The sequence below is a fragment of the Micromonospora sp. NPDC048040 genome, from assembly GCF_055587185.1.
In genome coordinates, this window is sequence record NZ_JBVJGT010000017.1 from 44451 (window position 1) to 70376 (window position 25926).

General features: G+C 75.6%; 26 protein-coding genes. 10 read left to right on the forward strand and 16 right to left on the reverse strand.

Annotated features, from left to right (window positions below):
* Window positions 1-423: 423 nt before the first annotated feature.
* The 3 genes from ACZ6O2_RS18370 to ACZ6O2_RS18380 all read right to left on the reverse strand — a co-directional run bounded on the left by ACZ6O2_RS18370 (window position 424) and on the right by ACZ6O2_RS18380 (window position 2946).
* Complete coding sequence (locus ACZ6O2_RS18370; RefSeq protein WP_466023637.1) at window positions 424-1620, reverse strand: mechanosensitive ion channel family protein; 1197 nt, start codon at window positions 1618-1620, stop codon at window positions 424-426.
* Window positions 1621-1702: 82 nt separating this feature from the next.
* Window positions 1703-2524, reverse strand: coding sequence for a DUF1206 domain-containing protein (locus tag ACZ6O2_RS18375; protein WP_466023638.1), 822 nt, complete (start codon window positions 2522-2524; stop codon window positions 1703-1705).
* Window positions 2525-2583: 59 nt separating this feature from the next.
* A complete protein-coding gene (locus tag ACZ6O2_RS18380; RefSeq protein WP_466023639.1) occupies window positions 2584-2946 on the reverse strand; it encodes a hypothetical protein in 363 nt (120 codons plus the stop codon).
* 98 nt (window positions 2947-3044) lie between these two features.
* Here ACZ6O2_RS18380 and ACZ6O2_RS18385 point away from each other — a divergent pair, with 98 nt between their 5' ends.
* Together ACZ6O2_RS18385 and ACZ6O2_RS18390 are read left to right on the forward strand one after the other, a co-directional pair.
* Window positions 3045-4271 (forward strand): cysteine desulfurase-like protein, encoded by a 1227-nt coding sequence (locus tag ACZ6O2_RS18385; RefSeq protein ID WP_466023640.1) that lies wholly within the window; start codon window positions 3045-3047, stop codon window positions 4269-4271.
* Entirely contained in the window at window positions 4268-4555 is a 288-nt protein-coding gene (locus tag ACZ6O2_RS18390; protein ID WP_350706281.1) for a GNAT family N-acetyltransferase, read from the forward strand. The genes ACZ6O2_RS18385 and ACZ6O2_RS18390 overlap by 4 nt, the downstream gene beginning before the upstream one ends.
* Before the next feature lie 43 nt (window positions 4556-4598).
* On the opposite strand, the gene ACZ6O2_RS18395 is transcribed toward ACZ6O2_RS18390, so the two are convergent.
* Window positions 4599-6089, reverse strand: coding sequence for a glycoside hydrolase family 3 protein (locus ACZ6O2_RS18395; RefSeq protein ID WP_466023641.1), 1491 nt, complete (start codon window positions 6087-6089; stop codon window positions 4599-4601).
* A gap of 283 nt (window positions 6090-6372) precedes the next feature.
* Here ACZ6O2_RS18395 and ACZ6O2_RS18400 point away from each other — a divergent pair, with 283 nt between their 5' ends.
* Together ACZ6O2_RS18400 and ACZ6O2_RS18405 are read left to right on the forward strand one after the other, a co-directional pair.
* Window positions 6373-6495: a hypothetical protein gene (locus tag ACZ6O2_RS18400; RefSeq protein ID WP_350686202.1), complete on the forward strand. Its 123-nt coding sequence runs from the start codon at window positions 6373-6375 to the stop codon at window positions 6493-6495.
* A 91-nt stretch (window positions 6496-6586) separates the two neighbouring features.
* Window positions 6587-7537 (forward strand): TIGR03557 family F420-dependent LLM class oxidoreductase, encoded by a 951-nt coding sequence (locus ACZ6O2_RS18405; RefSeq protein WP_466023642.1) that lies wholly within the window; start codon window positions 6587-6589, stop codon window positions 7535-7537.
* Window positions 7538-7578: 41 nt separating this feature from the next.
* Here ACZ6O2_RS18405 and ACZ6O2_RS18410 read toward each other — a convergent pair whose 3' ends face one another.
* On the reverse strand, window positions 7579-8214 hold the full coding sequence (locus ACZ6O2_RS18410) for a TetR/AcrR family transcriptional regulator (RefSeq protein WP_466023643.1): 636 nt from the start codon (window positions 8212-8214) through the stop codon (window positions 7579-7581).
* 46 nt (window positions 8215-8260) lie between these two features.
* On the reverse strand, window positions 8261-9094 hold the full coding sequence (locus tag ACZ6O2_RS18415) for a class I SAM-dependent methyltransferase (RefSeq protein ID WP_466023644.1): 834 nt from the start codon (window positions 9092-9094) through the stop codon (window positions 8261-8263).
* Between the two features lie 161 nt (window positions 9095-9255).
* Here ACZ6O2_RS18415 and ACZ6O2_RS18420 point away from each other — a divergent pair, with 161 nt between their 5' ends.
* On the forward strand, window positions 9256-10887 hold the full coding sequence (locus tag ACZ6O2_RS18420; protein WP_466023645.1) for a RecQ family ATP-dependent DNA helicase: 1632 nt from the start codon (window positions 9256-9258) through the stop codon (window positions 10885-10887).
* A gap of 66 nt (window positions 10888-10953) precedes the next feature.
* Window positions 10954-11457, forward strand: a complete 504-nt coding sequence (locus ACZ6O2_RS18425) for a hypothetical protein (protein ID WP_350706292.1) — start codon at window positions 10954-10956, stop codon at window positions 11455-11457.
* 136 nt (window positions 11458-11593) lie between these two features.
* Here the strand turns inward: ACZ6O2_RS18425 and ACZ6O2_RS18430 are convergent, their stop codons facing one another.
* Both ACZ6O2_RS18430 and ACZ6O2_RS18435 read right to left on the reverse strand, forming a co-directional pair.
* On the reverse strand, window positions 11594-12367 hold the full coding sequence (locus ACZ6O2_RS18430; protein WP_350706294.1) for an ABC transporter permease: 774 nt from the start codon (window positions 12365-12367) through the stop codon (window positions 11594-11596).
* Entirely contained in the window at window positions 12360-13328 is a 969-nt protein-coding gene (locus tag ACZ6O2_RS18435; RefSeq protein ID WP_350706296.1) for an ATP-binding cassette domain-containing protein, read from the reverse strand. Before ACZ6O2_RS18435 ends, ACZ6O2_RS18430 begins: the two co-directional genes overlap by 8 nt.
* A 98-nt stretch (window positions 13329-13426) precedes the next feature.
* Between ACZ6O2_RS18435 and ACZ6O2_RS18440 the strand changes: the two genes are divergently transcribed.
* Together ACZ6O2_RS18440 and ACZ6O2_RS18445 are read left to right on the forward strand one after the other, a co-directional pair.
* Complete coding sequence (locus ACZ6O2_RS18440; protein ID WP_466023646.1) at window positions 13427-14191, forward strand: TetR/AcrR family transcriptional regulator; 765 nt, start codon at window positions 13427-13429, stop codon at window positions 14189-14191.
* 79 nt (window positions 14192-14270) lie between these two features.
* On the forward strand, window positions 14271-15305 hold the full coding sequence (locus ACZ6O2_RS18445; protein WP_466023647.1) for an AraC-like ligand-binding domain-containing protein: 1035 nt from the start codon (window positions 14271-14273) through the stop codon (window positions 15303-15305).
* 178 nt (window positions 15306-15483) lie between these two features.
* On the opposite strand, the gene ACZ6O2_RS18450 is transcribed toward ACZ6O2_RS18445, so the two are convergent.
* From ACZ6O2_RS18450 to ACZ6O2_RS18485, 8 genes are read right to left on the reverse strand one after another with little or no spacing between them, the layout of a single operon-like run.
* Window positions 15484-16467, reverse strand: a complete 984-nt coding sequence (locus tag ACZ6O2_RS18450) for a DNA topoisomerase IB (RefSeq protein WP_350706301.1) — start codon at window positions 16465-16467, stop codon at window positions 15484-15486.
* Complete coding sequence (locus ACZ6O2_RS18455; RefSeq protein WP_466023648.1) at window positions 16451-17404, reverse strand: glycosyltransferase family 9 protein; 954 nt, start codon at window positions 17402-17404, stop codon at window positions 16451-16453. Before ACZ6O2_RS18455 ends, ACZ6O2_RS18450 begins: the two co-directional genes overlap by 17 nt.
* Window positions 17401-18102, reverse strand: a complete 702-nt coding sequence (locus ACZ6O2_RS18460) for an SDR family oxidoreductase (protein ID WP_350706303.1) — start codon at window positions 18100-18102, stop codon at window positions 17401-17403. Before ACZ6O2_RS18460 ends, ACZ6O2_RS18455 begins: the two co-directional genes overlap by 4 nt.
* Window positions 18099-19619, reverse strand: coding sequence for a PfkB family carbohydrate kinase (locus tag ACZ6O2_RS18465; protein WP_466023649.1), 1521 nt, complete (start codon window positions 19617-19619; stop codon window positions 18099-18101). Before ACZ6O2_RS18465 ends, ACZ6O2_RS18460 begins: the two co-directional genes overlap by 4 nt.
* Window positions 19620-19633: 14 nt before the next feature.
* Window positions 19634-20290, reverse strand: coding sequence for a D-sedoheptulose-7-phosphate isomerase (locus ACZ6O2_RS18470; protein ID WP_350706306.1), 657 nt, complete (start codon window positions 20288-20290; stop codon window positions 19634-19636).
* Window positions 20290-21507: a glycosyltransferase gene (locus ACZ6O2_RS18475; RefSeq protein WP_350706308.1), complete on the reverse strand. Its 1218-nt coding sequence runs from the start codon at window positions 21505-21507 to the stop codon at window positions 20290-20292. Before ACZ6O2_RS18475 ends, ACZ6O2_RS18470 begins: the two co-directional genes overlap by 1 nt.
* Window positions 21492-22469, reverse strand: a complete 978-nt coding sequence (locus tag ACZ6O2_RS18480; RefSeq protein ID WP_466023650.1) for a glycosyltransferase — start codon at window positions 22467-22469, stop codon at window positions 21492-21494. Before ACZ6O2_RS18480 ends, ACZ6O2_RS18475 begins: the two co-directional genes overlap by 16 nt.
* Entirely contained in the window at window positions 22466-24274 is a 1809-nt protein-coding gene (locus ACZ6O2_RS18485; RefSeq protein ID WP_466023651.1) for an HAD-IIIA family hydrolase, read from the reverse strand. Before ACZ6O2_RS18485 ends, ACZ6O2_RS18480 begins: the two co-directional genes overlap by 4 nt.
* A 188-nt stretch (window positions 24275-24462) precedes the next feature.
* Here ACZ6O2_RS18485 and ACZ6O2_RS18490 point away from each other — a divergent pair, with 188 nt between their 5' ends.
* Both ACZ6O2_RS18490 and ACZ6O2_RS18495 read left to right on the forward strand, forming a co-directional pair.
* On the forward strand, window positions 24463-24891 hold the full coding sequence (locus ACZ6O2_RS18490) for an SRPBCC family protein (RefSeq protein ID WP_466023652.1): 429 nt from the start codon (window positions 24463-24465) through the stop codon (window positions 24889-24891).
* Entirely contained in the window at window positions 24888-25892 is a 1005-nt protein-coding gene (locus tag ACZ6O2_RS18495) for an SDR family oxidoreductase (protein WP_466023653.1), read from the forward strand. Before ACZ6O2_RS18490 ends, ACZ6O2_RS18495 begins: the two co-directional genes overlap by 4 nt.
* The last annotated feature ends 34 nt before the right edge of the window (window positions 25893-25926 follow it).

Here is a 25926-nt window from a genome sequence, read left to right on the forward strand (position 1 = left end):
GCCGCCCGTCAATCCTTCGCGCGCCGGCCGGTGAGCCCGGGCCGCCGCGTCCCTCGTGCCGGCGGACGGCGCGCGGGAGGAGGTGCAGAAGCGTCGCGCAGCAGGTCCCCACGAAATGCCCGGTCAAACTTCCCGAGCCAGCGCACTCCGCCCGGCCACCCCACGAGGCACAACCCCACCCACACCTCCAACCGCCCCCAGCCCCCACAGGTCACGACCCACCCACCCCTGCCCTCCCCCCGACCCCCACCCGGCCTCGCGATCTTGCCCCTTCCGCCCCGGCAAAGCGGACGTTCTCCGCATCCGGAGGGCACGATGCGCAAGATCGCGGGGCGGGGCGGGGCGGGGCGGGGCAGGGTGGGGCAGGGGCGGGGGTTGAGGGGCGCGGGGGTTGAGGGGCGCGGGGGTTGAGGGGCGCGGGGGTCAGCGGCGGGTTTCGGCGGGCTCGTCAGGGCCGACGAAGGCCTCGCTGCGGGCGTCGCCGTCGTCGCTGCCGCCGAAGACCCGGGCGTCGTCGGGCACCTCGCCGTCGGCGAGGCGGCGCACCGGCCGGCGGGGCCGTACCCACTGCCACGGCAGGTTGCTCTCCGCGTCGCCGATCTCGGTACGCATCCGGGGCATCGCGGTCGGCCGCTGGTCCCGGATCCAGGCGACCAGGTGCTCGCGGACCAGGCAGCGCAGGTCCCACAGGCTGCCCGCGTCGGCCGCGCTGACCAGGGCGCGCACCTTGATCATGCCGCCGGTCGCGTCGGTCACCTGGAGCACGCAGACCCGGCCGTCCCACAGGTCGGTGCTCTCCACCAGGCGGCGCAGCTCCTCCCGCATGGCCTGCACCGGGATCGCCCAGTCGACGTCGAACTCGGCGGTGCCCAGCACGGCCGCCTCGGTGCGGGTCCAGTTCTGGAACGGCTTGGTGGTGAAGTACGAGGTGGGCAGGATCAGCCGGCGGTCGTCCCAGATCTGCACCACCACGTAGCTGAGGGTCAGCTCCTCGATCCGGCCCCACTCCCCCTCGACCACCACCACGTCGTCGAGGCGCACCGCGTCGCTGAAGGCGAGCTGGAGGCCGGCGAAGACGTTGCCCAGCAGGCTCTGCGCGGCGAGCGCGGCGACCACACCGACGACACCGGCGCTGGTCAGCACGCCGGCGCCGATGCCGCGTACGGCCGGGAAGGTCATCAGCATCACGCCGACCGCCAGCACGACGATCACCGCGATGGTCAACCGGCGCAGCATCACCACCTGGGTCCGCACCCGCCGCGCGTGCCGGTTGTCCGGCACGTCCACCCGGAACCGGGCGAGCGCCGTGTCCTCCGCCACCACGAGCAGCGAGGCGACCAGCCAGGCGACGCTCGCGATCACGCCGAGCACCAGCGCGTGCAGCAGCACCTGCCGCCACTGCTCGCCGACCGCGTAGCCGGTGCTGAAGCGGACGGCGAACTGGACGGCGAGGACCGTGGCGGCGACCTGGATCGACCGGTGCGCGTGCTCGGTGAGCTCGGTCAGCAGCAGCGAGCGCCGGCCGAGCCGCCGGACCACGCGATGCACGACCTCGACGACGAACAGGGCGATCGCCGCCGCGGCGAGCGCGGCGACGATCGTCCCGAGGTAGCTCTGCACAGGTTTTCTCCTCTTCCGGACCGGGCGGCCTGTTTCGGGGCAAAGGCCCAATAGTGCCGGACGGCCCCGGAATCGACCAGGCTCAGACCTTGCGGTACCGGGACTGGAGGAAGCAGAAGAGGCCGAAGGCGGCGATGCCGAGGGCCACGAGGGTGAGCAGCAGTTGACCGTACGACTGGTCGCGCAGCGTGCGCAGCGCCGCGTCCAGGCCCCGGGCCTTCTCCGGGTCGTAGTTGACGGCGGCCAGGATGATCAGCAGGCCGGCGATGCCGTACGCGACGCCCTTGGCGACGTAGCCGGCGATGCCGAGCCGGCGGGCGAGCTGGCGGGTCCGCGGGCTCATCTCACCGCTTCTGAGATGCTTCTCGAAGCGCTTGACCAGCCCGTAGATCACCAGGCCGACGCCGATCGCGGCGAGCACGAGCCCGGCCAGGCCGACCAGCCAGCGACCGCCGGAGGACTCCATCGCCCGGCCGGTCAGCGCCTCCTGCTGGTCGGCGCTGTTCGAGCCGGCGTCCTTGAAGACCTTGACGGCCGTCCAGGCGAAGTAGAGGTAGACGAGGGTCCGCCCGAGCGAGGCCAGCCGCTCCCAGACCCGCTCCTTGCCGCGCTCGGCGCGGTGCCCGACCGCTGCCTCCAGCGCCTGCCAGATCGCCATGGCGAACAGGCCGACCGCGATGGTGACGACGAGGAACCTGCCCAGCGGCTGGGCGGCGATGGTGCGCAGCGCACCGGACTGGTCGCCGTCGTCGGCGGGCTTCCCGAACGCGATCTGCAACGCCAGCCAGGCGAACAGGAGGTGCACGATGCCGTAGCCGATGAAACCGGCCCGGGCCAACAGTTCGAGCCACCGGCTGTGCGCCGTGCGGGCGGCGGTGGCTTCGGCGTTCCAGGTGAGTGACATGGCGCCACAATCTCCGAATGCGAAGATCCCCAAACGTCGGCCACCGCCACCCCGGGCGGTCAGTTGCCGGCGGTCGCCACCCGGATCTTGACCTCCTGGTCGGTGACGCTGTCCAGCGTCACGGAGAAGCCGCCGACGTCGGTAGCCTGCTGGCCGGTGGTCAGCGTCAGTTGCTCGCCGGCGACCTCGACGGTCACCTGGTCACCCTGCGCGCCGACCAGCTTGGCCTCCACCCCGAGGATGGTGGCGCTGGCCTCGACGCCACGGTCGAAGGTGACCGTGCAGGCGTTCAGGCCGCAGTCGGTGGAGGCGCCCTCGGAGCTGCAACCGGCCAGCAGGGCGACGCCGAGCGCCAGGCCGGCCAGCAGGCCGGCAGCCCGGCGGGTGGGGGTCAGCGGGGAGTACACGCGTCGGTTCGTCACGCGGCCAAGGGTACGAGACGACCGCGACCCCGGCATTGTGATGATCATCCGCCCAGGTGGCGGCACCGGTGAGGGCCGGCGCGGCTAGGGTCCCGGGCATGCCGTTCGACATCGCCCGCACCCGCGCCGCCTACCCCGCCCTGGCCGAGGGCTTCGTCCACCTCGACGGGGCCGGGGGCACCCAGACCGCCGCGCCCGTGGTCGACGCGGTCGCCGACGCGATGCGCGCGGCCATGGGCAACCGCAGCGCCGCGTTCCCGCCCGGCCAGCGGTCGCTGGAGATGGTGGCCGCCGCCCGCGTGGCGGTGGCCGACCTGCTCGGCGCGGAAGCCGACGGGGTGGTGCTGGGCCCGAGCGCGACGGCGCTGACGTACACCCTGGCCCGGACCCTGGGCGCGGGCTGGCGGCCGGGCGACGAGGTGGTGGTCTCCCGACTCGACCACGACGCGAACGTCCGCCCCTGGGTGCAGGCCGCCGAGGCGGCCGGCGCGACGGTGCGCTGGGCCGAGTTCGACCGGGTCACCGGGGAGCTGCCGGCCGGGCAGTACGCGGACCTGGTCGGCGAGCGGACACGGCTGGTCGCGGTGACCGCCGGCAGCAACGCGATCGGCACCGTCCCCGACGTGGCGGCGATCGCCAAGACCGCGCACGCGGCCGGCGCGCTGGTCTGCGTCGACGGGGTGCACTCGGTGCCGCACGGCCCCACCGACCTCGCCGCGCTGGGCGCCGACTTCCTGGTCACCAGCGCCTACAAGTGGTCGGGGCCGCACCTGGCCGCGGTGGTGGCCGAGCCGGCCGCCTGGGAGCGACTGCGTCCGGCGAAGCTGCGGCCCTCCTCCGACGCCGTGCCGGACCGCTTCGAGTACGGCACGCCGAGCTTCCCGCTGCTGGCCGGGGTCGCCGCCGCGGTGGACCACCTGGCCGGGCTGGATCCGGCGGCCACCGGCAGCCGCCGGGAGCGGCTGCGGGCCGGGCTGGCCGCCGCGCAGGCGTACGAGGAGTCGCTGCTGGACCGGCTGCTCGGCGGGCTGGTCGGGCTGCCCGGCGTCCGGGTGCTCGGCTCCCCCGCCCGGCGCTGCCCGACGGTGTCGTTCCGGCTGGCCGGGCTCTCCCCGCAGCGCACCCAGGAGGAGCTGGGCGCGGCCGGGTTCTGCCTCTCCGCGGGCGACTACTACGCCTACGAGTACTTCCAGGCGACGGGGCTGCGGGACAGCGGCGGGGCGGTGCGCGCCAGCATCTACCACTACAACACGGCCGACGAGGTGGACCGGTTGCTCGCCGAACTGGACCGGCTCGCCGGTGGCGGGGGCAGAATGGCCGGGTGAGCACCCTGGTCGAGGACAACCCCGCCAAGCACCGGTTCGAGATCCTGGTCGACGACGCGCTGGCCGGGTTCACCGCGTACCTGCCGCGCGGCGAGGTGCTGGTCTTCACCCACACCGAGGTGGACCCGAAGTTCCAGAACATGGGCGTCGGCGCGACGTTGGTCCGGGACACCCTCGACCAGCTCCGCGAGCGCGGCACGCGGGTGGTGCCCCGCTGCCCGTTCATGGCCGCCTTCATCGACCGCCACCCCGAGTACGCCGACCTGGTCGTCCCCGAGGCGTAGCGGGGGCGACCCGGCGGTCGGCGACGTCGGCGGGACGGGCGGGTCAGCGACCGGTCAGCAGCTCGGCGGCGGCGCGGGCGGCGGCCCGGGTGGCGCCGTGGGTGGCGACGTGAACGGCACCGGTGACCGCCTCGGGCACGCCCAGCTCGACCACGACCGCGTCCGGGCGGGCGGCCAGCGCGCGGCCCACCGCCGCCCGCACCCAGTCGTGCCGGTGCAGGTCGCGCACCACCAGCACCACGCACCGGCCGGCCGCACCGGCGGTCGGGTCGGCGGGCACGTCGGCCTCGGCGTACCGGGCGGTGGTGGTGCCGGCGAGCAGGTCGGCGAGCGGGGCGGCCAGGCCCCACGGCGTCTCCGGGCCGATCGCGATGTTGCGCGGCGGCTCGAACTCCACCACGTGCGCGGGGCCGGCCAGCGGCAGCGCGCCGACGCCGGCGGGCGCGGTGGTGACCCGCAGCGCCCGCCGGGCGGCGGCCAGCCCGACGGCCGAGCCCTCGGCGGAGGGACGGGGCCGGGGCGGCCGCTCGGCGCGCGCGGTCACCGTCCAGGCGGCGAGCTGGCCGACCCGCTTGGCCGCCTCGGCGAGGCGTTCCTCCGGCAGGTCGCCGGCGACGACGGCGGCGACGATGGCGTCCCGCAGCAGCCGCGCCGACTCCTCGTCGGCCCGCTCGCCGCCGATGCAGATCGCGTCGGCCCCGGCCGCGAGGGCACGCACCGTCGCGCCGGCGAAGCCGTACCGGCCGGCGACGGCCCGCATCTCCACCGCGTCCGTGACCACGACGCCGGAGAAGCCCAGCTCGTCGCGGAGCAGCCCGCCCAGGATCCGGCCGCTGAGGGTGGCCGGCAGCTCCGGGTCCAGCGCCGGCACCAGCAGGTGGCCGGTCATCACCGCCTGCACGCCGGCGGCCACGGCGGCCCGGAACGGGGCCAGCTCGACGGCGTCGAGGCGGGCCCGGTCGGCCGCGATCCGGGGCAGGGCGTGGTGCGAGTCGACCCGCGTGTCCCCGTGCCCGGGGAAGTGCTTGGCGCAGGCGGCGACCCCGCCGGCCTGGAGGCCGCGCACCCAGGCGGCGGTGTGCCGGGCGACCAGCGCCGGCTCCGCGCCGAAGGAGCGGACGCCGATCACCGGGTTGGCCGGGTTGGAGTTGACGTCGGCGTCCGGCGCGTAGTCCAGGGTGATCCCGAGCGCGGCGAGGTCGGCGGCGAGGTCCCGGGCGACCTGCTCGGTCAGCGCCGGGTCGTCCACCGCGCCGAGGGCGAGGTTGCCGGGCCGGGAGCTGCCCCGGGCGGACTCGATCCGGGTCACGTCGCCGGCCTCCTCGTCGATGGCGACGACGACGTCGGGGCGCTCGGCGCGCAGGGTGGCGGTCAGCGCGGCCACCTGCTCTGGGTCGACCACGTTGCGGGCGAAGAGCACCACCGAGCCGAGCCCCTCGCCGAGCCAGCGGCAGATCCAGGGCGGCGGGGTGGTGCCGACGAATCCGGGCTGCAGGACGGCGGCGGCCAGGGCCGCCAGGCTTCCGGCGCTCACGCCAGCACCTCGGCCCGCCCGGCGCGGGGCGCCACCACTTCGGCCCGCCCGGCGCGGGGCGCCACCTGCCGGTGTCCCGGCGTCCGGCCGGCGCGCCCGCTCACGCCGGCCCGCCCGCGTGGTGTCTGATGGTTCGCTCGCTCATGCGGTCGTCGTACCCCCGTCTTCTCCGCGCCCCGGCGGCCCGCCACCGGCGGCGGTGCTGCCATGGTCACATCGCCCGACCGAATAGTCAATAAACTTTACAGTTGCCGTCGGCCGCGGAGCTGGGGACAGTTCGGGGATGGATCCCCTGCTGCTGGCCGACGCGACGAGCCCGGCCGACGTCCCCGGCGTACGCCTGCTCGGCCTGGTGGTCGGCGGCCTGCTGCTGCTCGCCGCGATCCGCGCGATGTTCCGGCGCTGATCCCCGCCCGCGCGGCCCGGCCGGTTCCGACGGCGGCCACCGGGGTACCGCCTGCCTCGTTGGACCCGGTACGACACGGCGAGGGGGAAACATGAGGATCGGCTACTTTCTGTCCACAGAGGAGTACGCGCCGGCGGAGCTGCTCGAACAGGCGCGCGCCGCGGAGCGGGCCGGCTTCGAGGCGCTCTGGATCTCCGACCACTACCACCCGTGGACGGACGCGCAGGGGCAGAGCCCTTTCGTCTGGTCGGTGATCGGCGCGCTCAGCCAGGTCTGCCGACTCCCGGTCACCACCGCCGTCACCTGCCCGACGGTGCGCGTCCACCCGGCGATCGTCGCCCAGGCGGCGGCCACCAGCGCGGTCATGCACTCCGGCCGGTTCGTGCTCGGGGTGGGCAGCGGCGAGGCGCTCAACGAGCACATCCTCGGCGACGTCTGGCCGCAGACCGACGTCCGACTGGAGATGCTGGAGGAGGCCGTCGCGGTGATCCGCGAACTCTGGCGGGGCGGCTTCGTCAACCACCACGGCCGGCACTACACCGTTGAGCACGCCCGGATCTACACGCTGCCGGACACTCCCCCGCCGATCTACGTGTCGGGCTTCGGCCCGAAGGCCGTCGATCTGGCGGCCCGGATCGGCGACGGTTTCGTCAACACGTCCCCCGACGCCGATCTGGTCCGGCGGTTCCGCGCGGGCGGCGGCGGCGACAAGCCGTGCCAGGCCGGCTTCAAGGCGGCGTACGCGCAGACCGAGGAGGAGGGGATGCGGATCGCGTACGAGCGCTGGCCGAACGCCGGGGTGCCGGGCGAACTGCCCCAGGTGCTGCCCTCGCCGCGGCACTTCGAGCAGGCCGCGGAGCTGGTCCGGCCGGAGATGATGAAGGACGCGTTCGTCTGCGGGCGGGACGCCGACGCGCACCTGGCCAAGATCGACGAGTACGCCAAGGCCGGCTTCGACGAGGTCTACGTGGCCAACACGGGGCCGAACTGGCAGGGCATGCTCGACCTCTACCAGCGCGAGGTGTTCCCGCGCCTGCGCTGAGCGGTGTTTCCCGGGCGGGGCGACAGGTGCCCCGGCCCGGCTCAGTCGGGCGCCGGGGCGATGCCGCGTAGCAGGGTGACGACCAGGTCGTCGACGGTCCGCGCGGGCAGCTCGGCCGGGGCCGGGGCGGCCGGGTCGAGCAGGTGGCCGAGCACCAGGTCGTGACAGACCCCGACGACCAGGGCCGCGACGGCGTCGGGCCGGGCGTCCGGGGCCACCCGGCCGAGCCGCTGCTCCGCCCGCAGGTAGTCGGCCAGCTCGGCGCGCACCGAGCCACCCGCGACGGGACCGGGCAGCTCCGCGAAGCGGGCGAGCACCCGGGGCTGGTGCAGCAGCCCGGTGAAGGCCGGCAGGACCGCCGCGTGCAGCGCGAGGGCCCGGGTAAGGTGCGCGCGCAGGTTCGCCCCGACGGTCCCGGTGCCCGGCTCCGGCGCCGGCCCGCCCGCCCGCTCCTCGGCGGCGCGGACGTGGGCGTGCAGCGCGTGCGCGAGCAACTCCTCCTTGTCGGCGAAGTGGTTGTAGAGCACGCCGTCGGCCACGCCGGCGGCCCGGGCGATGTCGCGCACGGTCAACCCGGCCACGCCACGGTCGGCGATCAGCCGCTCCGCCGTGGCGATCAGGTGATCGCGCAGACTCCGGTCGCCGCCCCGCAGGGCCGCCGCTGTCCTGGGTGACATCACCCGAATCGTAGAGACGTCGCCGAAGGCCGGCCGACCGCCCCGGTCAGCCGGGGCGGCGGGCGGTGACCAGCCAGGCGGTGCCGCGCAGGCGTACCGCGTCGGGCTGCTCGTACCGGCGCAGCGCCTCGGTCAGCGCGGCGGTGGCCCGGTCGACGGTCGACCGGTCCACGCGGTCGAACTGGTGACGGATCGGCCCCCAGCCGGCCAGGAAGGCCGCGGCATCGGCGGCGTCCCGTCCCCAGACCTGGGGCGCCTCGACGGCGGCGCAGTCGACGTCGGTGAAGCCGGCCGCGGTGAGCACCCGGTCGACCACCGTCGGGTCGGCCAGCGACAGCGGCTCGGCCACCCCCGTCCCGTCCCCGTCCGGCGGGGGCAGGTGGGCGGCGAGGGCGGCGAGCACCTGGCCGAGGTCACGTCGGCGGATGTCGTCCATGCAGAGGAAGGCGAGGCGACCGCCGGGCCGCAGCGCGCGGCCGAGGTTGGCGAAGGCGGCCACCGGGTCGGCGAAGAACATCACCCCGAAGCGGCTCAGCGCCACGTCGAACGCCCCTGGCGGGAACGGGTGGACCTGCGCGTCGGCCTGGTGGAACCGGACGTTGTCCACCCGCTCGGCGACGGCCCGGTCCCGGGCCCGTTCCAGCATGGGGGCGGAGAGGTCGACGCCGAGCGCCTCGCCGGCGCCCGCCCGGCCGGCCGCCAGCCGGGTGAGCTGGCCGTTGCCGCAGCCGATGTCGAGGACCCGGTCACCGGGGCGTACGGCCGCCAGCAGGGCCTCGTTGAACCCGCTGTTCACCGCGTCGTAGCGGTCGTGGTGCGCGGCCCAGTGCCGCCCCTCGTAGCCGTTCCACGCCTGCGCCTGCTGCTCGTTGACGATCATCGACCCGCCTTCGGAACGTAATGAACAGTCGTTCATGAACGAGTGTTCATAGTGGCTGGCGGATGTCCCGGCTGTCAACGGAGCCGGCCGTCGGGGATCGTCCGCGCCACCCACCCCGCGGCGGTTTCGCCGCTGATCACGGCGGGTACCTCCGGCCCTCGATGAAACTGTCCACGCACTCGACGACCCTGCGCCGCGCGGCCAAGAGCCTCTTCGGCTGGACGGCGCTGCGGCCCCACCAACTGGCCGCCATGCGGGCGGTGATGAAGCGCCGCGACGCCCTGGTGGTGCTGCCCACCGGTGCCGGCAAGTCGGCGATCTACCAGATCCCGGCCAGCCTGATCCCCGGCCCGACCGTGGTGATCTCCCCGCTGCTCGCCCTCCAGCAGGACCAGATCGCGGCCCTCAACGAGCGGCAGCGGCCGGAGCTGCGCGCGGTGCGGATCAGTTCCGCCGAGTCGCCCGCCCAGCAGGCCGAGGCGATCGCCGAGATCCGCGACGGGCGGGCGGAGTTCCTCTTCATCACCCCGGAGCAGCTCGCCAACCCCGACCGGACGGCCGAGGTGAGGTCGCTGAAGCCGGCGCTGGTGGCGATCGACGAGGCGCACTGCATCTCCGCGTGGGGGCACGACTTCCGCCCGGACTACCTGGCGCTCGGCCACCTCGTCGAGGGCATCGGCCGGCCGCCGGTGGTGGCGCTGACGGCGACCGCCTCACCGCCCGTACGCGACGACATCGTCGCCCGGCTCCGGCTGCGCGAGCCCGAGGTGGTGGTCTCCGGGCTGGACCGGCCGAACCTGTTCCTCGAGGTCGCCCACTGCCCGACGGAGGACTACCGGTGGCGGCGGCTGCTCGCCCTGCTGCGCGACGACACCCGGCCCGGCATCGTGTACGTGCCCACCCGGCGCTCCGCGGAGGAGCTGGCGGCCCGGCTCACCGACGCCGGGTTCCCGGCGCAGTACTACCACGGCGGCATGGCGGCCGGCGCCCGCGCCGAACTGCACGAGGCGTTCCTCGCCGACCAGGTGCCGATCATGGTGGCCACTTCGGCGTTCGGGATGGGCATCGACAAGCCCACCATCGCCTGGGTGGTCCACATGGCGCTGCCCGACTCGCCGGACAGCTACTTCCAGGAGATCGGGCGGGCCGGCCGGGACGGCGCGCCGGCGCGGGTGCTGCTGCTCTGGCAGGCCGAGGACGTCGGGCTGCAACGGTTCTTCAGCGGCGGGCTGCCGGACGAGACGGAACTGCGCGACCTGTCCGCGCTGCTGCGCAAGCAGGCGCGCACCAAAAAGGAGCTGCGCGAGGTGACCGGCCTGGGCCCGCGCAAGCTCGGCCAGTACCTCGCCCTGCTGGAGCAGGTCGGCGCGGCCGAGACGCGGGCGAGGCAGCGCGTCGGCGCGCCCCGCTACTCCCCCACGCCCGTGGACGCCGCCGCGGCGGCCCTGGCCGAGGCGGAGCGGCAACAGAGCGTGACCCGGTCGCGCACCGACATGATGCGGGCCTTCGCCGAGACCACCGCCTGCCGGGGGCAGACGCTGCTGGCCTACTTCGGCGAGCAGATGACCAAGGTCTGCGGGCACTGCGACAACTGCCACGCCGGCACCAGCACCGCCGACGACGGCGCGGTCGGCCCGTTCCCGGTGCACAGCCAGGTCCGGCACCCGGAGTGGGGCCCCGGCCTGGTGCTGAGCTACGAGGAGGACCGGATGACGGTTCTCTTCGACGAGGTGGGGTACAAGACGCTGTCCGTCAGCGTGGTGTCCGAACAGGGCCTGCTGACCCTCGACTAGCCTGAGCCGGGCACCGCTGGCGGGGCCGTGGACGACGAGCGATTCAGTGCGGGAAGGGGCGTTGCCGTGATCGAGCAGCCGGCGTACACCGGGTTCGGTTTCTCCGACGAGGACTGGGGGCTGCTGGTCGGCCTGCCACAGTCGGTGGTGGCCGCGGCGAGCGCCGCCGAGTCCGACGGCACCAGGCGCACCATGGCGGAGAACGCGGCCGGGCTGGAGACCATCTCCGCCGGCCGGGAGTCGGCCAGCCCGCTGGTCGCCGCCGTCGCCGGGGAGGTCGTCTCCCGGGTGGGCGACCCCGAGGCCGGCGAGGAGCTGCCGGTCATCGCGCCGTCCGACCCGCGGGCCTACCTGGAGGACGTGCTGGGCCGGGCCAAGGAGGCGGCGGCGCTGCTGGCCGCCAAGGTGGACGAGGGCGAGGCCGGGGCGTACAAGCACTGGCTGGTGGACATCGCCGAGCAGGTGGTGGGCGCGGCGTCCAGCGGCGGCATCCTCGGCCTCGGCGGGGACGTGGTCAGCGACTCGGAGCGGCGCTTCCGCGACCGGCTCGCCCAGGTGCTCAACGACTGACACGTCGGCGACGGCGGCGCCGGACGAGGTCCGGTGCCGCCGTCGCCCGGTCCGGGTGGCCGCCGACGCGCGTCCGGCGCGAGCGGCCGGGCCGGACGCGTCGCCGGGTCGGCGCGCGGCGGGATCCGCGCGGCGCTCAGGCGACCCGGCGGCGGAACAGCACCACGCTCGCCAGCACGGCGACGAGCAGGATTCCGAGGCACCAGGCCACGGCCCGGGCCGGGGCCGTACCCGTCGGGGTGTCCAGCAGCAGGGCCCGCAGCGTCTCGATGACGGGTGTGACCGGCTGGTTGTCGGCGAAGCCGCGCAGCCAGCTCGGCATGGTCTCCACCGGCACGAACGCGCTGCTCGGGTAGGGCAGGAACATCACCAGGAAGGTGAAGCCGCCGGCCGCCTCCGGGGTGCGGGCCAGCAGGCCGAACGCGGCCGAGAGCCACGACACGGCGAGCAGGAAGAGCAGCAGCACCCCGAAGGCGGCCAGCCAGCGCAGCGGCGCGACGGTCGGGCGGAAGCCGATGGCGACGGCGACGGCGAGCACCAGCACGGTGGAGACGGTGTTGCGGACGATGCTGGCCACGACGTGCCCGCCGAGGATCGCGGCGGCGCTGACGTCCATCGTGCGGAACCGCTCGATCACCCCTTCGGTCAGGTCGGTGGTCACGCTGACGGCCGTGCCCGCCGCCCCGAAGCCGGCGCAGAGCAGCAGCACGCCGGGGACGACGTAGGTGACGTACCGGGTGCCGGTGTCGATCGCGCCGCCGAACAGGTAGACGAAGAGCAGCATCAGGATCACGGGCAGCAGCAGCGAGGTCAGCAGCGCGTCGACGTTGCGCCGGGACAGCCGCAGGCAGCGCGCCGCCATCACGAGCGCCTCGCCGGCGCGGGAGGGCCGCAGGGTCAGCTCAGACACGGGCCACCTCCCGCGCGGCCGTCACCGGGTCGTCGGTGAGGGTGAGGAAGACGTCGTCCAGGGTGGCCTCGCGGACGGTGAACCGGGCGAGGCCCTGCCCGTCCGGGTCGACCTCGTCGAGCAGGTGCCGGACGTGCGGCGCGCCCCCGTCGGTCGCCACCGCCAACTCCAGCCGGGCCGGGTCGCGGTGCGTGACCCGGTCGCCGAGGCGGCGCTCCGCCGCGGCGAAGCTCGGCGCGTCGCGCAGCGTCAACTCCAGGCGGTGGGCGCCGAAGCGGCGCTTGAGGTCGCCCGCGCTGCCCTCGGCGGCGAGCCGGCCGCCGTGCAGCACCGCGATCCGGTCCGCCAGCCGGTCGGCCTCCTCCAGGTACTGGGTGGTGAGCAGCACCGTCACCCCCGCCCCGGCCAGCTCGGCCACCACCTCCCACAGCCCCTGCCGGCTGCGCGGGTCGAGGCCGGTGGTGGGCTCGTCGAGGAAGATCACGGACGGCTCGCCGACCAGGCTGGCCGCGAGGTCGAGGCGGCGGCGCATGCCGCCGGAGTAGGTCGCCACCCGCCGTCCGGCGGCGGCGACCAGGTCGAAGCGCTCCGTCAGGTCGGCGGCCCGGCGCCGGGCGGCGGCGGGGGACAGCCCGGCCAGCCGGGCCATCATGTGCAGGTTCTCCGTGCCGGTCTGCTGGTCGTCGAGCGCCGCGTGCTGGCCGGCGAGGCTGATCGTCCGCCGCACCCGGCGCCGGTCGCGCACCACGTCGTGACCGTCCACCCGGGCCACGCCCCCGTCGGGGGTGGCGAGCGTGGCCAGGATCCGGACGGTCGTGGTCTTCCCGGCCCCGTTCGGGCCGAGCAGGGCGTACACGCTGCCCCGGGCGACCCGCATGGTCAGGCCGTCGAGCACGGTGACCCCGCCGTACGACTTGCACAGGTCGATCGTCTCCACCGCCTCAGGTGCTGCTGCTCCCATCGCCACTCACCCTCCGCATTCCGCGTACGTCGTACGCTATTCTGCGTAGAAGATACGCAGAAGCTAGGATGGCGGTCAAGCCGGATCGGGAGGTGAGGGTGAGCGACGCCGACGTCGAGCTGCCCGAGAGTGTGGAGATCGCCTGGGGCCTGCGCGAACGCCCCGGAAAGGGCCCCAAGCGCAGCCTCAGCCTGGAGCAGGTGGTGGCCGCCGGCATCCGGGTGGCCGAAGCCGAGGGACTGCCGGCGGTGTCGATGAGCCGCGTCGCCGGCGAGCTGGGCGTGGGCACCATGTCGCTCTACCGTTACGTCTCCGCCAAGAGCGACCTGCTGGAGCTGATGGCCGACGCCGCGTACGGCGATCCGCCGCCACCGCGCGGCGCGGACGAGGGGTGGCGGCCGGCGCTGGCCCGCTGGGCGCTGGGCAACGCGACAGCGATCCACCGCCACCCGTGGACCCGGCACGTCCCGGTCGGCGGCCCGCCGATGGGCCCCAACCAGGTGCGCTGGATGGAACAGGGGCTGGACACCCTGCGCGGCACCGGCCTGCGCGCCGCCGAGCGACTCTCGACGATCCTGCTGGTCAGCGGGTACGCCCGGCACTGGGCCACCCTGGCGGCGGACATCACCGAGGCGGCGGCGCGGACCAGGATCAGCCCGGAGGAGGCCGGCGCACGCTACTGGCAGCAGCTCGCCCGGCTGACCCGGCACGGCCCGTACCCGGCGATCCGCGCGCTGCTGGCCGACGGCGTCGCCGCCGAGGGCGACGACGCGGAGGAGTTCGACGCGGAGTGGCAGTTCGGCCTCGACCGGGTGCTCGACGGCGTCGAGGTGCTGGTCCGCAGCCGCTCGGCGGCGGACTGAACGCGAACCCTCCCTGGCCGCCACCGGCCGCGTCGCCCACAATGGCCACCGGACGGAGCGCGAGGGACGGGGGGCGGGGATGCTGCGGCGGACCACCATCGACACGGAACAGGTTCCGGCAGCCGACCGCTTCGGGATGTGGCTCGACATGGTGGCCCGGACGGCGACGCCGCTGCGGATCCGGACGGAGCACGCGCGCGACTTCGCCGCCCGAGCCGAGATCATCGAGCTCGGCCCGATCCAGGTCGTCAACTACCGGTACCCGTCGCTGGACTGCGTCCGGACGCCCAAGCTGGTGCGCCAGTCGGATCCGGAGGTCTACATGCTGGCGCTGACCGTCAACGGCGACGGCGTGGTCAGCCAGGCCGGCCGGAGCAGCGTGCTGGGGCCCGAGGAGTTCACCTTCTACCACGCCTCGCGCCCGCACGGCGTCCGGCACCTCGGCGACGACCGGGGCCAGGAGGCGGCCCGGTCGGTGGTGGCGCTCATCCCGCACGGCGCGCTGCCGCTGCCGCCGGACCGGCTGGCTCCCCTGCTGGGCGGCCGGATGTCGGGCACCGAGGGGATCGGCGCGCTGCTGGCGCAGTTCCTCGTCCAGGTCGCCAACCATCCCGAGCAGTACCATGCCGCCGACGCCGCCCGGCTCGGCACCGTCGCGCTGGACCTCGCGTCCACCATGCTCGGTCGGCACCTGGTGGCCGAGGACGCCGTGCCCACCGAGGTACGCCGGCGCGCGCTGGTCGCCCAGGTCCAGGGCTACATCCAACGGCACCTGGGCGACGCGACGCTGAGCCCCCAGGTGGTGGCGGACGCCCACCACATCTCGCTGCGCAGCCTGCACCGGCTCTTCGAGGCCGAGGAGTCGACGGTCGCGTCGTACATCCGGGACCTGCGACTGGCGCGGTGCCGGCACGACCTGGCCGACCCGGGCCTGCGCAACCATCCGATCCAGACGATCGCGACACGCTGGGGTTTTCCCGACAAGGCGCACTTCAGCCGGGTCTTCCGGGCGGCCCACGGCATGACGCCGCAATCCTGGCGCGCCAGTCAGGCGGAGCCGGCACGGAAAGTCAACTCGACGGCGTCCACGGTCAACCCGGTCGGGGCAGACTGACATCCGAGGCGGCCGATCCCCTCCCGCCGATGGCGACAGCGGGATCGGGGCGCCAACGGGGGCCGTGGCGAGGCGCCCGCCGTCCATGGAGGCGGCGGGCGGCCGCCCGGTGACCACCCGGACTCGTCCTGGACCCCGGCCCCGTCGCCCACTCCCCCAGGACCGACGGCGGGGCCGGTCAGGCCTCCTCCAGCAGTTCCAGGACGATCTGCTCGGCCCTCTCCCGGGGCGTCCGCCCGTCGACCGGGGCCACCACACCGTCGTGGTAGAGGTCGACCACACGCGGGTCGACGTAGGACGTACGTGCCACGGTCGGGGTGTTGCCGAGCAGCTCCGCGACGTTCCGCATCACCCCCGCGACCGCCCTCCTGCGGGCGGTGACCGAACGCTGCGCCCCCGCCGTCGCCAGCGCGGTGGCGGCCAGCACGGTGGCGTGCCAGGTCCGGAAGTCCTTCGCGGTCATCTCCCCGCCGCTGGCGTCGCGCAGGTACTCGTTGACCTCGTCGCTGCGTACGTCGCGCCAGTCCCGGCCGTCCCAGTAGCCGAACAGCCGGTCGGCCGCCCGCCGCCGGCGCCGCAGGTTGGTCAGCACCCGGCACAACTCCGGGTCCTCGATCCGGCGCACCTGCTCGACGCCGCCCTTGGCGGGAAACTCGAACACCACGCAGCCGCCCCGGGACCGGGCGTGCTCCGGCCGCAGGGTCGACACCCCGAAGGTCGGGTCGTCGCCGGCCGCGTACTGGTCGCTGCCGACCCGGAACATGCCCATGTCCAGCAGCCGGGTGACCGTCGCCAGCACCCGGTCGCGGTTCAGCCCCCGGCCGGAGAGGTCCTGCCCGACCCGCTCGCGCAGCACCGGCAGCCGGCGGGCCACCTCCAGCACGTGGTCGAACTTCGCCTCGTCCCGCTTCTGCCGCCACGTCGGGTGGTAGAGGTACTGCTTGCGTCCCGCCGCGTCCACGCCGGTGGCCTGGATGTGCCCGTTCGGGTGCGGGCAGATCCACACGTCCCGCCAGGCCGGCGGGATCACCAGCTCCCGCAGCCGGCCCAGCGCGTCCGGGTCGCGGACCGGCTCGCCGGCCGGGTCGAGGAAGAGCCACCCCTTGCCGCGCCGGCGACGCCCGTACCCCGGCCTGCCCGGATCACTACGCCGCAACCGCACCGGAAACCCGCACCGCCTGTTCCGCCTCGTCCACGGCGGCCACCACCTCGTCGACACCCACGGCCGCCAACGTCGGATGCGTTCCTACCCCGTCCCACCTCGGCCAATCCCGTCCGCCGGCCCACAGCACCCGGTGCCGGGGGCGGTCCGGCGGCGGCCCCCACAGTGCCGGCGGGACCGGGCCGAAGAGCACCACGGAGGCGGTGCCGTAGCCGGTCGCCAGGTGCGCCACGCCGGTGTCCCCGCAGACCACCAGCCGGGCGTACGCGACCAGGGCCGCCAGCCCGGCCAGGCCCGTCCGGCCGGCCAGCACCGCCGTGCCGGGCAGCCCCGCGTCGTACGCGACCCGCTCGGCGAGCGCCCGCTCGTCGGCGCTGCCGGTCAGCACCACCCGGTGCCCCCGGCGGGTCAGCTCCCGGGCGAGCGCGGCGAACCGCTCCGCCGGCCAGCGCTTGGCCGGGACCTTGGTCCCGGGGTGCAGCACGGTGGCCCCGGTCGGGGCGTCCCCCGCCGGCGGCCGGCGCAGCCCGAGGTCGGCCGGGTCCGCCGCCGTCCCGTACCAGCGCAACAGCCGGCACCAGCGGTGCACCTCGTGCTCGTCGTCGGCCCAGTCGGGGCCGTCGTGGTGGCCGGCGGCGGGGTTGGCGAAGGCGAGCAGCCGGCCGGGCCGGGTCTCGGCGAGCATGCGGTGGGACTCGGGGCCGCGGCCGTGCAGGTTGACGGCGAGGCGGGGCCTTCGCACGGCGGGGTCGAGGCGGCCGAGGCCGTCGGTGGGCACCAGCCGGTCGACGCCGCCGACGAGGTCGACCAGCGGGGCCAGCCAGGCGGGCGCGGCGAGGGCGAGTTCCTGGTCGGGGTGGGCGGCGCGCAGGGCGCGCAGGGCGGGGGCGGCGGTGGCGAGGTCGCCGACGCCGAGGGCGCGCAGGGCGAGGATCACGGGTAGGAGGTTTCCTGTTCGGCGCAGACGACCATCTCGCGGACGGCGCAGCCGGGGGGCTGGGTGAGGGCGAACATGACGGCGGCGGCGGTGTCGGCGGGGTCGTTGAGGTTGGCGTCGGGGCCGGGCCGGTACTGGGGGTCGCGGTCGTCGAAGAAGGCGGTGCGCATGCCGCCGGGGATGAGCAGGGTGACGTTGACGGTGCCGGCGAGTTCGGCGGCGAGGGCGCGGGTGAAGCCGACGACCCCGAACTTGGCCGCGCAGTAGGCGGTGGCGTCGCTGACCGCCTTCACGCCCAACGTCGAGGCGACCGTGACGATGCTGCCCCGGGAGCTCTCCAGGAACGGCAGGGCGGCCCGGACGACGGCCGCCGTGGCGAGCAGGTCCACGGTCACGACGCGGTCCCAGGTCTCGCCGGGGAGGTCGGCAAGCCGGCCCGGCACGTCCACCCCCGCCGCGGTGACCACCGCGTCCAGCCCGCCGGAGCGCTCGGCGAGCTGCCGGGTGGCGGCCTCGGCGGCCCGCGTGTCGGCCAGGTCGCACTCCACCCACGGCACCCCGTCCGCCGGCGCGTGCCGGTCCAGCACCACGGGCCGGCCGCCGGCCCGGGCCACCGCCGCGACCACGGCGGCGCCGAGGCCACTCGACCCGCCGGTGACCAGCACCGTCTGCCCGGCCCCGGGCGGTGTGCCGCTCACCGGGTGCCCTCCGCCGTGCTCGGCCGCTGCGCCGACGCGCCCCCGGAACCGGGGCCGGGCGACGGACAGGTCGGCGGCACGGTGTCGGTGAGCGGCGGCACGGCGGCGGGGCCGGCCGACCGGGCCGCGGCGATCAGCCCGGTGGTGGAGCGACCGTCCAGGTACGGCACCACCACGGTGTGCCCGCCCCAGCGGCGCAGCACGTCCGCCTCCGGCAGGGCGGGCTCGCCGCCGTCGCCGGCGTAGTCGCCGCCCTTGACCCAGACGTCCGGCCGCAGCCAGGACAGCGCCGCGTGCGGGGTGGACTCGTCGAAGATCATCACCGCGTCGACGCAGCTCAGCGCCGCGAGCAACCGGGCCCGGTCGCCCTGCGGGATCACCGGCCGGTCGGGGCCCTTCAACCCGGACACGCTCGCGTCGGAGTTGAGGCAGACGACCAGGCAGTCGCCGAGCTGCCGGGCGGCCTGCAACGTCGCCACGTGCCCGGCGTGCAGCAGGTCGAAGCAGCCGCCGGTGGCGACCACCGTGCCGCCGGCCGCGCGTACCGCCGACACCACGGCGGCGGCCGCGGCCACGCCGACCCGCTCCCCGCCGGGGCTGGACACCGCCGGCGGCAGTGGACGCGCCGGCGGCAGCGCCGTCGCCACTCCCCCGCCCGCCACGTACGCCGACGCCTCCGCGACCGCCTCCTGCACCGCCTCGGAGACCAACGCGCCCCGCGCGAGGGCGAGGCTGGCGGTGGCGGCGAACCGGTCGCCGGCGCCGCAGGTGTCCCCCTCGGCGGTGGTCGGTGCGGAGACCACCAGCGGGGTCGAGCCGGCGTGGCAGAGCAGCGCGCCGTCCCCGCCCAGGGTCACCGCGACCGCGCCGGCCCGCCAGCGCTGCCGCAGCCCCTGCGCGTCCCGGGACGCGGTCGCCAGCCGGGTCGCGCCGGGCGGGGACTTGACCAGTTCCCGCACCTCGGACTCGTTCGGGGTGGCCAGGTGCACCCCCGGCACCGCCGCCGGTCCCCGCGGGTGGGGATCCCAGACCACCGGCGCCCGGGTCTCGGCGAGGGCCGCCCGCAGCGCGGGCTGCCGGGCCACCCCCCGGCCGTAGTCGCTGACCAGCACGGCGGAGGCCCGGGCGATCACCCGCAGCACCGCGTCGGAGGGCTCGCCCGGCGTGCCGGCGGCCCCGCCCCGGTCGTGGCGCAGCAGCACCCGGCCCCGGGCGCGCAGCCGGATCTTCTCCGGTGTGCCGCCGCGCAGGCCGAGGGCGTACACCTGCACCCCGGCGGCGTCGAGCAGCGAACTCAGCCGGGCCCCGCCGGCGTCGTCCGCCAACGCGGTCACCAGCACCACCTCCGCGCCCTCGGCGGCGGCGAAGACCGCCGCCAGTCCGGCGCCGCCGGGCCGGTCGACGTGGACGGTCTCGTCCAGCACCGGCACCGGCGAGTCCGGACAGAGCCGGTTCACCACTCCCTCGACGTCGCGGTCCAGCAGGGTGTCGCCGACCACCACCACGGGTCCCGTCACGCTTCCCCTCCTCATCACGCGTCGACCTGCTGACCTGCCCCACCGTCGAGCACCACCTCGACCCCGGTCCGCACGGGCGCCCCCGGCCCGGCGAGCGCCGTCGGCAGCGCCTGCTCCACGTACTCGCAGAGCAGGTGGCTGGTGACGAGGTGGAGTTCCTGGACGACCTGGCTGTCGGGTGAGGGGACGGCGAGGGTGTCGTGGCAGAGGTCGGCGAGGGGGTTGGGGGCGGGCCCGGTGAGGGCCCAGCAGCGCAGGCCGGTGTCTCGGCCGGCCTGGGCGGCGGCGAGGAGGTTGGTGCTGGTGCCGCTGGTGGACAGCAGCAGGAGGATGTCGTCCGCGCGGCCGTGGGCGCGCACCTGGCGGGCGAAGACCTCGTCGTAGCCGTAGTCGTTGCCGATGGCGGTGAGGGCGGAGGTCTCGGCGTGCAGGGCGATGGCGGACAGCGGTCGGCGGTCGTCGCGGAGTTTGCCGACGAGTTCGGCGGTGAGGTGCTGGGCCTCGGCGGCACTGCCACCGTTGCCGGCCACCAGCAGCCGGCCGCCGTCGACCAGCCGGCGCGCCAGTGTCTCCCCCCACCCGGCCAGCAGCTCCTCGTACTGCCGGAACGGCAGCAGCGCCGCGGCCAGGTTCGCGAGGTGCGCGTCGAGCGGCGTCGGGGCCGCCGCCATCAGGCCACCACCCGGGTGGGCCGGCGCACCGCCGCCACGTCGCCGTAGACCTCGACCAGCCGCTCGGCGGTGGCCGCCCACGAGTACCGCCGCCGGGCCCGTTCCCGCGCCGCGGCCGCGTACGCGAAGCGGCGGATCCGGTCGTCGAGCAGCCGCTGGATCGCGGTGCCCAGCGCGCGCGGGTCCCGGGCCGGAACGAGGTCGCCGGTGACGCCCTCGACCACGGTGTCCTTGATGCCGCCCACGGCGGTGCCCACCACGGGCACCCCGCACGCCATCGCCTCCAGCGGGGTGAGCCCGAACGGCTCGTACCAGGGGGCGGCCACCAGGACGTCCGCCGAGCGGTACCAGCGCCCCATCTCCTCCCTCGGCACCGCGCCGACCAGCTTCACCCGGTCGGCCACCCCGCAGGTGCCGGCGAGGGCGCGCAGCCGGCGGGCGTACGGGTCGGTCTCCAGCAGGCCGGCGGGCGGCCCGCCGACCACCACGCACTCGGCCCCCGGGACGTACGCCATCGCCCGGACCACCGTCTGGAAGCCCTTCCGCTCGACCAGCCGGCCGACGGTGAGGATCCGCGGCCGGCCGTCCTCCTTGTCGGCGGTCGGGCCGAGCGGGGCGAACGTGCCCAGGTTGACCCCGGACGGGACGACCGTCATCCGGGACCGGGGCACGCCCATCCGGACCAGCTCGCCCACCTCGTCCTGGCACTGCGCGATCACCCGGTCGACCGAGCGGCCCAGCTCCCGCTCGTAGCCGATGCGGCGGGCGGGGCTGGTGTCCTGCACGCCCTGGTGCCGCCGCTTCACCACGCCCAGGGCGTGGTACGTCTGCACCACCGGCACCCCGGTCTGCCGGCTGGCGGCCAGCGCGGCGAGGCCGCTCATCCAGAAGTGCGCGTGGATCACCTCGGGCATCCAGTCCCCGCCCCGCCACCGGTCGACCAGCCACCGGCTGAACTCCTTCATGTGCGGCAGCAGCGCGTCCTTGGCGACCGGCTCGGCCGGCCCCGCCGGGACGTGCACGACGTCGTAGCCGTCGGCGCTGCGTACGGTCACGGGCAGGTCCACCGCGTCGCGGCGCGTGTAGACCCGCACGTCGTGTCCGGCGGCCGCGAGCGCGGCGGAGAGCTCGGCGACATGCGTGTTCTGACCGCCGGCGTCCTCGCCGCCCAGGATGGCGAGCGGGCTGGCGTGCTCCGAGATCATCGCGATGCGCATACTTCCTCCTCCAGCAGCCGGTCCCAGTCGGCGAGGAAACGGTCGAGGCCGTAGCGCTCCCGGGCGGCGGCGCGGGCCACGGCCCCCGCCCGGCGCGCCTCCGCCGGCTCCTCGACGAACCGGCGGGCGGCGTCCAGCAGCGTGTCGACCCGGGTGGACAGGGCTCCGGCGCCGGGCGGCACCGCCGTCACCGCCTCGGTGGTGGCCAGCGCGACGACCGGCATCCCGATCGACATCGCCTCGATCAGGCTCAGCCCGAGGGACGTCCACCGGCACAGGTGCAGGTACGCCCGCCGCCGCCCCAGCTCGGCGTGCATCCGGTGCTGGGGGACGTCGTCGTGGCTGGCCAGCCGGTCGGCCGGCAGGCCCAGGTGGTCGGCCAGCCCGGCGACCCGCATCCCGAAGACGTCCAGCGGGGCGATCTCGGCGAACCGGGGCAGCAGGTCGGTGCCGGTGACCCGCCAGCGGCGTACCGGCTCGTTGATCACCACCGCCAGCCGCTCCAGCTCGCCGGTGTACTCGGCGGTGGGCGGGACGATGCCGTGGTCGACCACGGTGGTGCGGGTGGCGCCGGTGTCCCAGAACAGCTCGTTGAATGCGGTGACGTGGGCGATGAGCAGGTCGTCCCGGTCGGCCATGGGATGGCGGCTGTGGGGGACGTCGCCGTCCTTGGGGGTGTTGTGTTCGACGTAGACGGCGGGGATGTCCTGGCCGGGGCGGCGGCCGAGCCACTCGGTGGCGAGGTCGAGTTCCTCGGGGCGTTGGAGGACGACGAGGTCCACGTCGGCCGTGCGCAGGTGGTCGGGGGTGACCTCGACGGCCGTGTCCGGCCAGGAGTAGGTGCGGGCGCGGCCGAGGCCGTAGGGGCCCCGGTCGGGCGTGACCGGCACGAGGTAGCGGTGCTTGCCGTGCACGAACGAGGTGGTCCAGGAGCCGTGCACGTGCCACAGCAGGACGTTCATCGGCCGCTCCCGCCGGTGCTGGCCGCCGCCGGCACGCGGTCTCCCGCGCCGCCCCCGTCGGGCGCCGGCAGGCCCGCCGGGGCCACCCCGAGCAGCCGCAGCGCGTCGAGCACCTGCCCGGCCCCGACGCCGCTGAGGCAGGGATGCCCGGGCACGGGACACCGGGCGGCCCGGGTGTCCCGGCAGGGGGCCTCGGCGTCGCCGAGCCGTACGGTCGGCACCCGCCACGGCCCCCACTGCCCGAACGGGACGGTCGGGGCGAAGAGGCTGACGACCGGGACGCCGTGGGCGGCGGCGAGGTGGGCGGGGCCGGTGTTGCCCACCACCACCGCGCCGGCCCGGGCGACGGTGGCGGCCAGTTCGGCGAGCCCGGTCCGCCCGCCGAGGTCGACGGCGTCGTCGCCGGCCACCTGGGCGGTCAGCTCGCGCTCGCCGGGGCCACCGGTGACCACCACCCGGTAGCCGGCGCCGGTCAGGGTGCGGACGATCCGGGCGGCCAGTTCCGGCGGGCAGCCCCGGGCCTGCGCCGCCGAGCCGGGGTGCAGCACCACGTAGCCCGGCTCGCCGGCCTCGGGCGGGGGCTCCGGCGCCGGGCGCAGCCGCAGGGCCGGTTCGTCGTGGTGGGCGAGGGTGTAGCCGGCGGCGGCGGCGAGGGAGAGGGCGCGCTCGGGTTCGGGTACGCCGGCCGGGACGCGGTGGCGCACGTCGAGCAGGGCGCCGGGGTAGTCGTCGCTGATCGCGCTGATCCGGCCGACCCCGGCCAGCCGGAGCAGCAGCGCCAGGGGCAGGGCGGACTGGTGGAAGCTGGTGAAGATGACCGCCTCGTCGGCGCCGACGGCGGCCAGCCGATCCGTCAACGCCGTCATGTCGGCCGGGTCGACCGGCTCCGGGGTGGGGTCGATCCAGGGCAGCGGGTGTTCGACGATCTCGTCGACGCCGGGCAGCAGTTCCGCGGCGGCCCGCCCCCGGGGCCCGCACAGCATCACCACCCGTCCGGCGGTGGCGGCGACGGCGCGGATGCCGGGGCCGGTGACCAGCACGTCCCCCGCGGAGTCCGACCGCACCACCAGCACCGTCCCGCCCCGCTCCCGCCGGCCGACCGGCGGAACGGTGCCGGTCCCGGTCCACCGGGCAGGTCGGGTGCCGGCCCGGCCGGGGATGGCCGGGTCGAGGGCCGGCTGGCCGTAGGTGGCCGGGTCGAGGGCCGTCTGGCGGCGCAGGATCTCCGCCACCGCCGCCGGCAGGTCCGCCGCGACCTGCGGGGCGGCAGCCACCTCCTGGGGGCGGGTCACCGGCGTGGGCACGAGGATCCCCGCCGCCCCCGCCGCCAACGCCGCCGTCATGTCCCGGCCGATGTCACCCACCAGCACACACCGCGACGGCACCGTGCCCAACTCCCGGGCCGCGGCGTGCACCAGCCCCGGCGCCGGCTTGCGGCACCCACACCCGTCACCGTCGTCGTGCGGACACACCACCCACGCGTCGAACCGCCCCAGCAGTTCCTCGACCCGGGCGTGCACCGCCCGCATCTGCGCCTCGCCGAAGCAGCCCCGCGCCAGGCCCGACTGGTTCGTCACCACCGCCAGCTTCAGGCCGGCGGCCCGCAACCGGTCCAGCGCCGCCCGCGCCCCCGGCATCGGCCGCACCTTCTCCGGGTCACCGTTGTACGGCACGTCCTCCACCAACGTGCCGTCCCGGTCCAGCAGCACCGCGTCGAACAGGACGGGCCCGGACGCGCCCCGGTCAGCGCCGGCACAAACCCGGGCTGACCTGCGCTGATCCGGCTCCACCTGGTCCTGTCGCACAGCCGGCGGGTTCCCGGCGCCCCGGGGAGTAAACGTCATCTTCAACGCGCCGCCGCGTCGCCCACGCCGGCGGCGTCGACACGCCGGCCCGGGGTGGCGTTACCCGTCGCCCCGGAGAAGCTAACCCGCGGGCGCTGTTAGGCCGGGCCGCGTCAGGGTATGGGGACGCAGTGGCGATTGTGGAGAAAGTGATCGAAGCTCGCCCGGAGCAGGTCTGGGCGGTGCTGGCCGACGGGTGGACCTACAGCGACTGGGTCGTCGGCACGGTGCACGTCCGGGACGTGGACGACGCCTGGCCCCGGGTGGGCACCCAACTGCACCACAAGGCCGGGCCGTGGCCGCTCTCCCTCCAGGACTCCTCGACGGTGCTCGCCTGCGAGCCGCCGCGCCGGCTCGTGATCCGCGCCGGGCTCTGGCCGGCGGGTGAGGCGAACGTGGTCTTCACCCTCGAACCGGTCGGCGACGGAACGACCCGGGTGCGCATCGGCGAGGACTTCGCCGCCGGCCCGCTGCGCTGGGTACGCAACAAGCTCAACGACCTCGTGCTGCACCAGCGCAACAGGGAGACGCTGACCCGGCTGGCGGACATCGCCAAGCGGCAGAAGGCGGACGGATGACGCAGACCGTGGTGGTGACCGGGGCGAGTGCCGGCGTGGGACGCGCCGTCGCCCGCCGGTACGCCGAGCGCGGCGCCCGGCTCGCGCTGCTCGCCCGCGGCGAGGCCGGCCTGGCCGCCGCCGAGCGGGACTGCCGGGAACTGGGCGCCTCCGAGGTGCACGCCTACCGGGTCGACGTGGCCGACGCCGGCGCGGTGCAGCGGGCCGCCGACGACGTGGCGCACCGGTTCGGCGGGATCGACGTGTGGGTGAACAACGCGATGGTCTCGGTCTTCGCCCCGGCCTGGGACATCCCGGCGCCGGAGTTCCGCCGGGTCACCGAGGTCAACTACCTCGGCACCGTGCACGGCACCCTCGCGGCGCTGCGCCACATGCGGGCGCGCGGACGGGGCGCGATCGTGCAGGTCGGCTCGGCGCTGGCCTACCGGGGGATCCCGCTGCAGTCGGCGTACTGCGCGAGCAAGCACGCCATCCAGGGCTTCAACGACTCGCTGCGGGCGGAGCTGCTGCACGACTGCCCGGGCGTGAGCCTGTCGATGGTGCAGCTCCCGGCGCTCAACACCCCGCAGTTCTCCTGGGTGCGCACGCGGCTGCCCCGGCATCCGCAGCCGGTGCCCCCGATCTTCGCGCCCGAGGTGGCCGCGAAGGCGATCGTCTGGGCGGCCGACCACGGGCCGCGCGAGCTGAACGTGGGCGGGCCGACCTGGCGGGCCCGGCTCGGCGACATCCTGGCGCCCGGCCTGCTCGACCGGAAGCTCGCCCGCGACGGCTACGACAGCCAGCAGACCGGGACGCCCGTCGACCCGGATACCTGGCGGGACAACCTGGACCGCCCCGGCGACGACGAGCGGGACCGCGGCGTGGAGGGCGTCTTCACGGACCGGGCCCGCACCCGCTCGGCCGCCCTCTGGGTCGGTACGCACAAGCCGGCCGTCTCCGTCTCCGTCGCCCTCGCCGGCCTGGCCCTGGCCGGCACCGCCCTCACCCGCCGCCTCCGCTGATCCACGGACCACCACTCAGGCCCGTCCTCGCCCC

Bases quoted from the DNA above. Each gene is read 5' to 3' on its own strand.
- ACZ6O2_RS18375 (WP_466023638.1), bottom strand. From the start codon at position 2,524: ATGTCACTCACCTGGAACGCCGAAGCCACCGCCGCCCGCACGGCGCAC.
- ACZ6O2_RS18385 (WP_466023640.1), top strand. From the start codon at position 3,045: ATGCCGTTCGACATCGCCCGCACCCGCGCCGCCTACCCCGCCCTGGCC.
- ACZ6O2_RS18400 (WP_350686202.1), top strand. From the start codon at position 6,373: ATGGATCCCCTGCTGCTGGCCGACGCGACGAGCCCGGCCGACGTCCCC.
- ACZ6O2_RS18405 (WP_466023642.1), top strand. From the start codon at position 6,587: ATGAGGATCGGCTACTTTCTGTCCACAGAGGAGTACGCGCCGGCGGAG.
- ACZ6O2_RS18410 (WP_466023643.1), bottom strand. From the start codon at position 8,214: ATGTCACCCAGGACAGCGGCGGCCCTGCGGGGCGGCGACCGGAGTCTG.
- ACZ6O2_RS18415 (WP_466023644.1), bottom strand. From the start codon at position 9,094: ATGATCGTCAACGAGCAGCAGGCGCAGGCGTGGAACGGCTACGAGGGG.
- ACZ6O2_RS18420 (WP_466023645.1), top strand. From the start codon at position 9,256: ATGAAACTGTCCACGCACTCGACGACCCTGCGCCGCGCGGCCAAGAGC.
- ACZ6O2_RS18435 (WP_350706296.1), bottom strand. From the start codon at position 13,328: ATGGGAGCAGCAGCACCTGAGGCGGTGGAGACGATCGACCTGTGCAAG.
- ACZ6O2_RS18445 (WP_466023647.1), top strand. From the start codon at position 14,271: ATGCTGCGGCGGACCACCATCGACACGGAACAGGTTCCGGCAGCCGAC.
- ACZ6O2_RS18470 (WP_350706306.1), bottom strand. From the start codon at position 20,290: ATGGCGGCGGCCCCGACGCCGCTCGACGCGCACCTCGCGAACCTGGCC.
- ACZ6O2_RS18475 (WP_350706308.1), bottom strand. From the start codon at position 21,507: ATGCGCATCGCGATGATCTCGGAGCACGCCAGCCCGCTCGCCATCCTG.
- ACZ6O2_RS18480 (WP_466023650.1), bottom strand. From the start codon at position 22,469: ATGAACGTCCTGCTGTGGCACGTGCACGGCTCCTGGACCACCTCGTTC.
- ACZ6O2_RS18495 (WP_466023653.1), top strand. From the start codon at position 24,888: ATGACGCAGACCGTGGTGGTGACCGGGGCGAGTGCCGGCGTGGGACGC.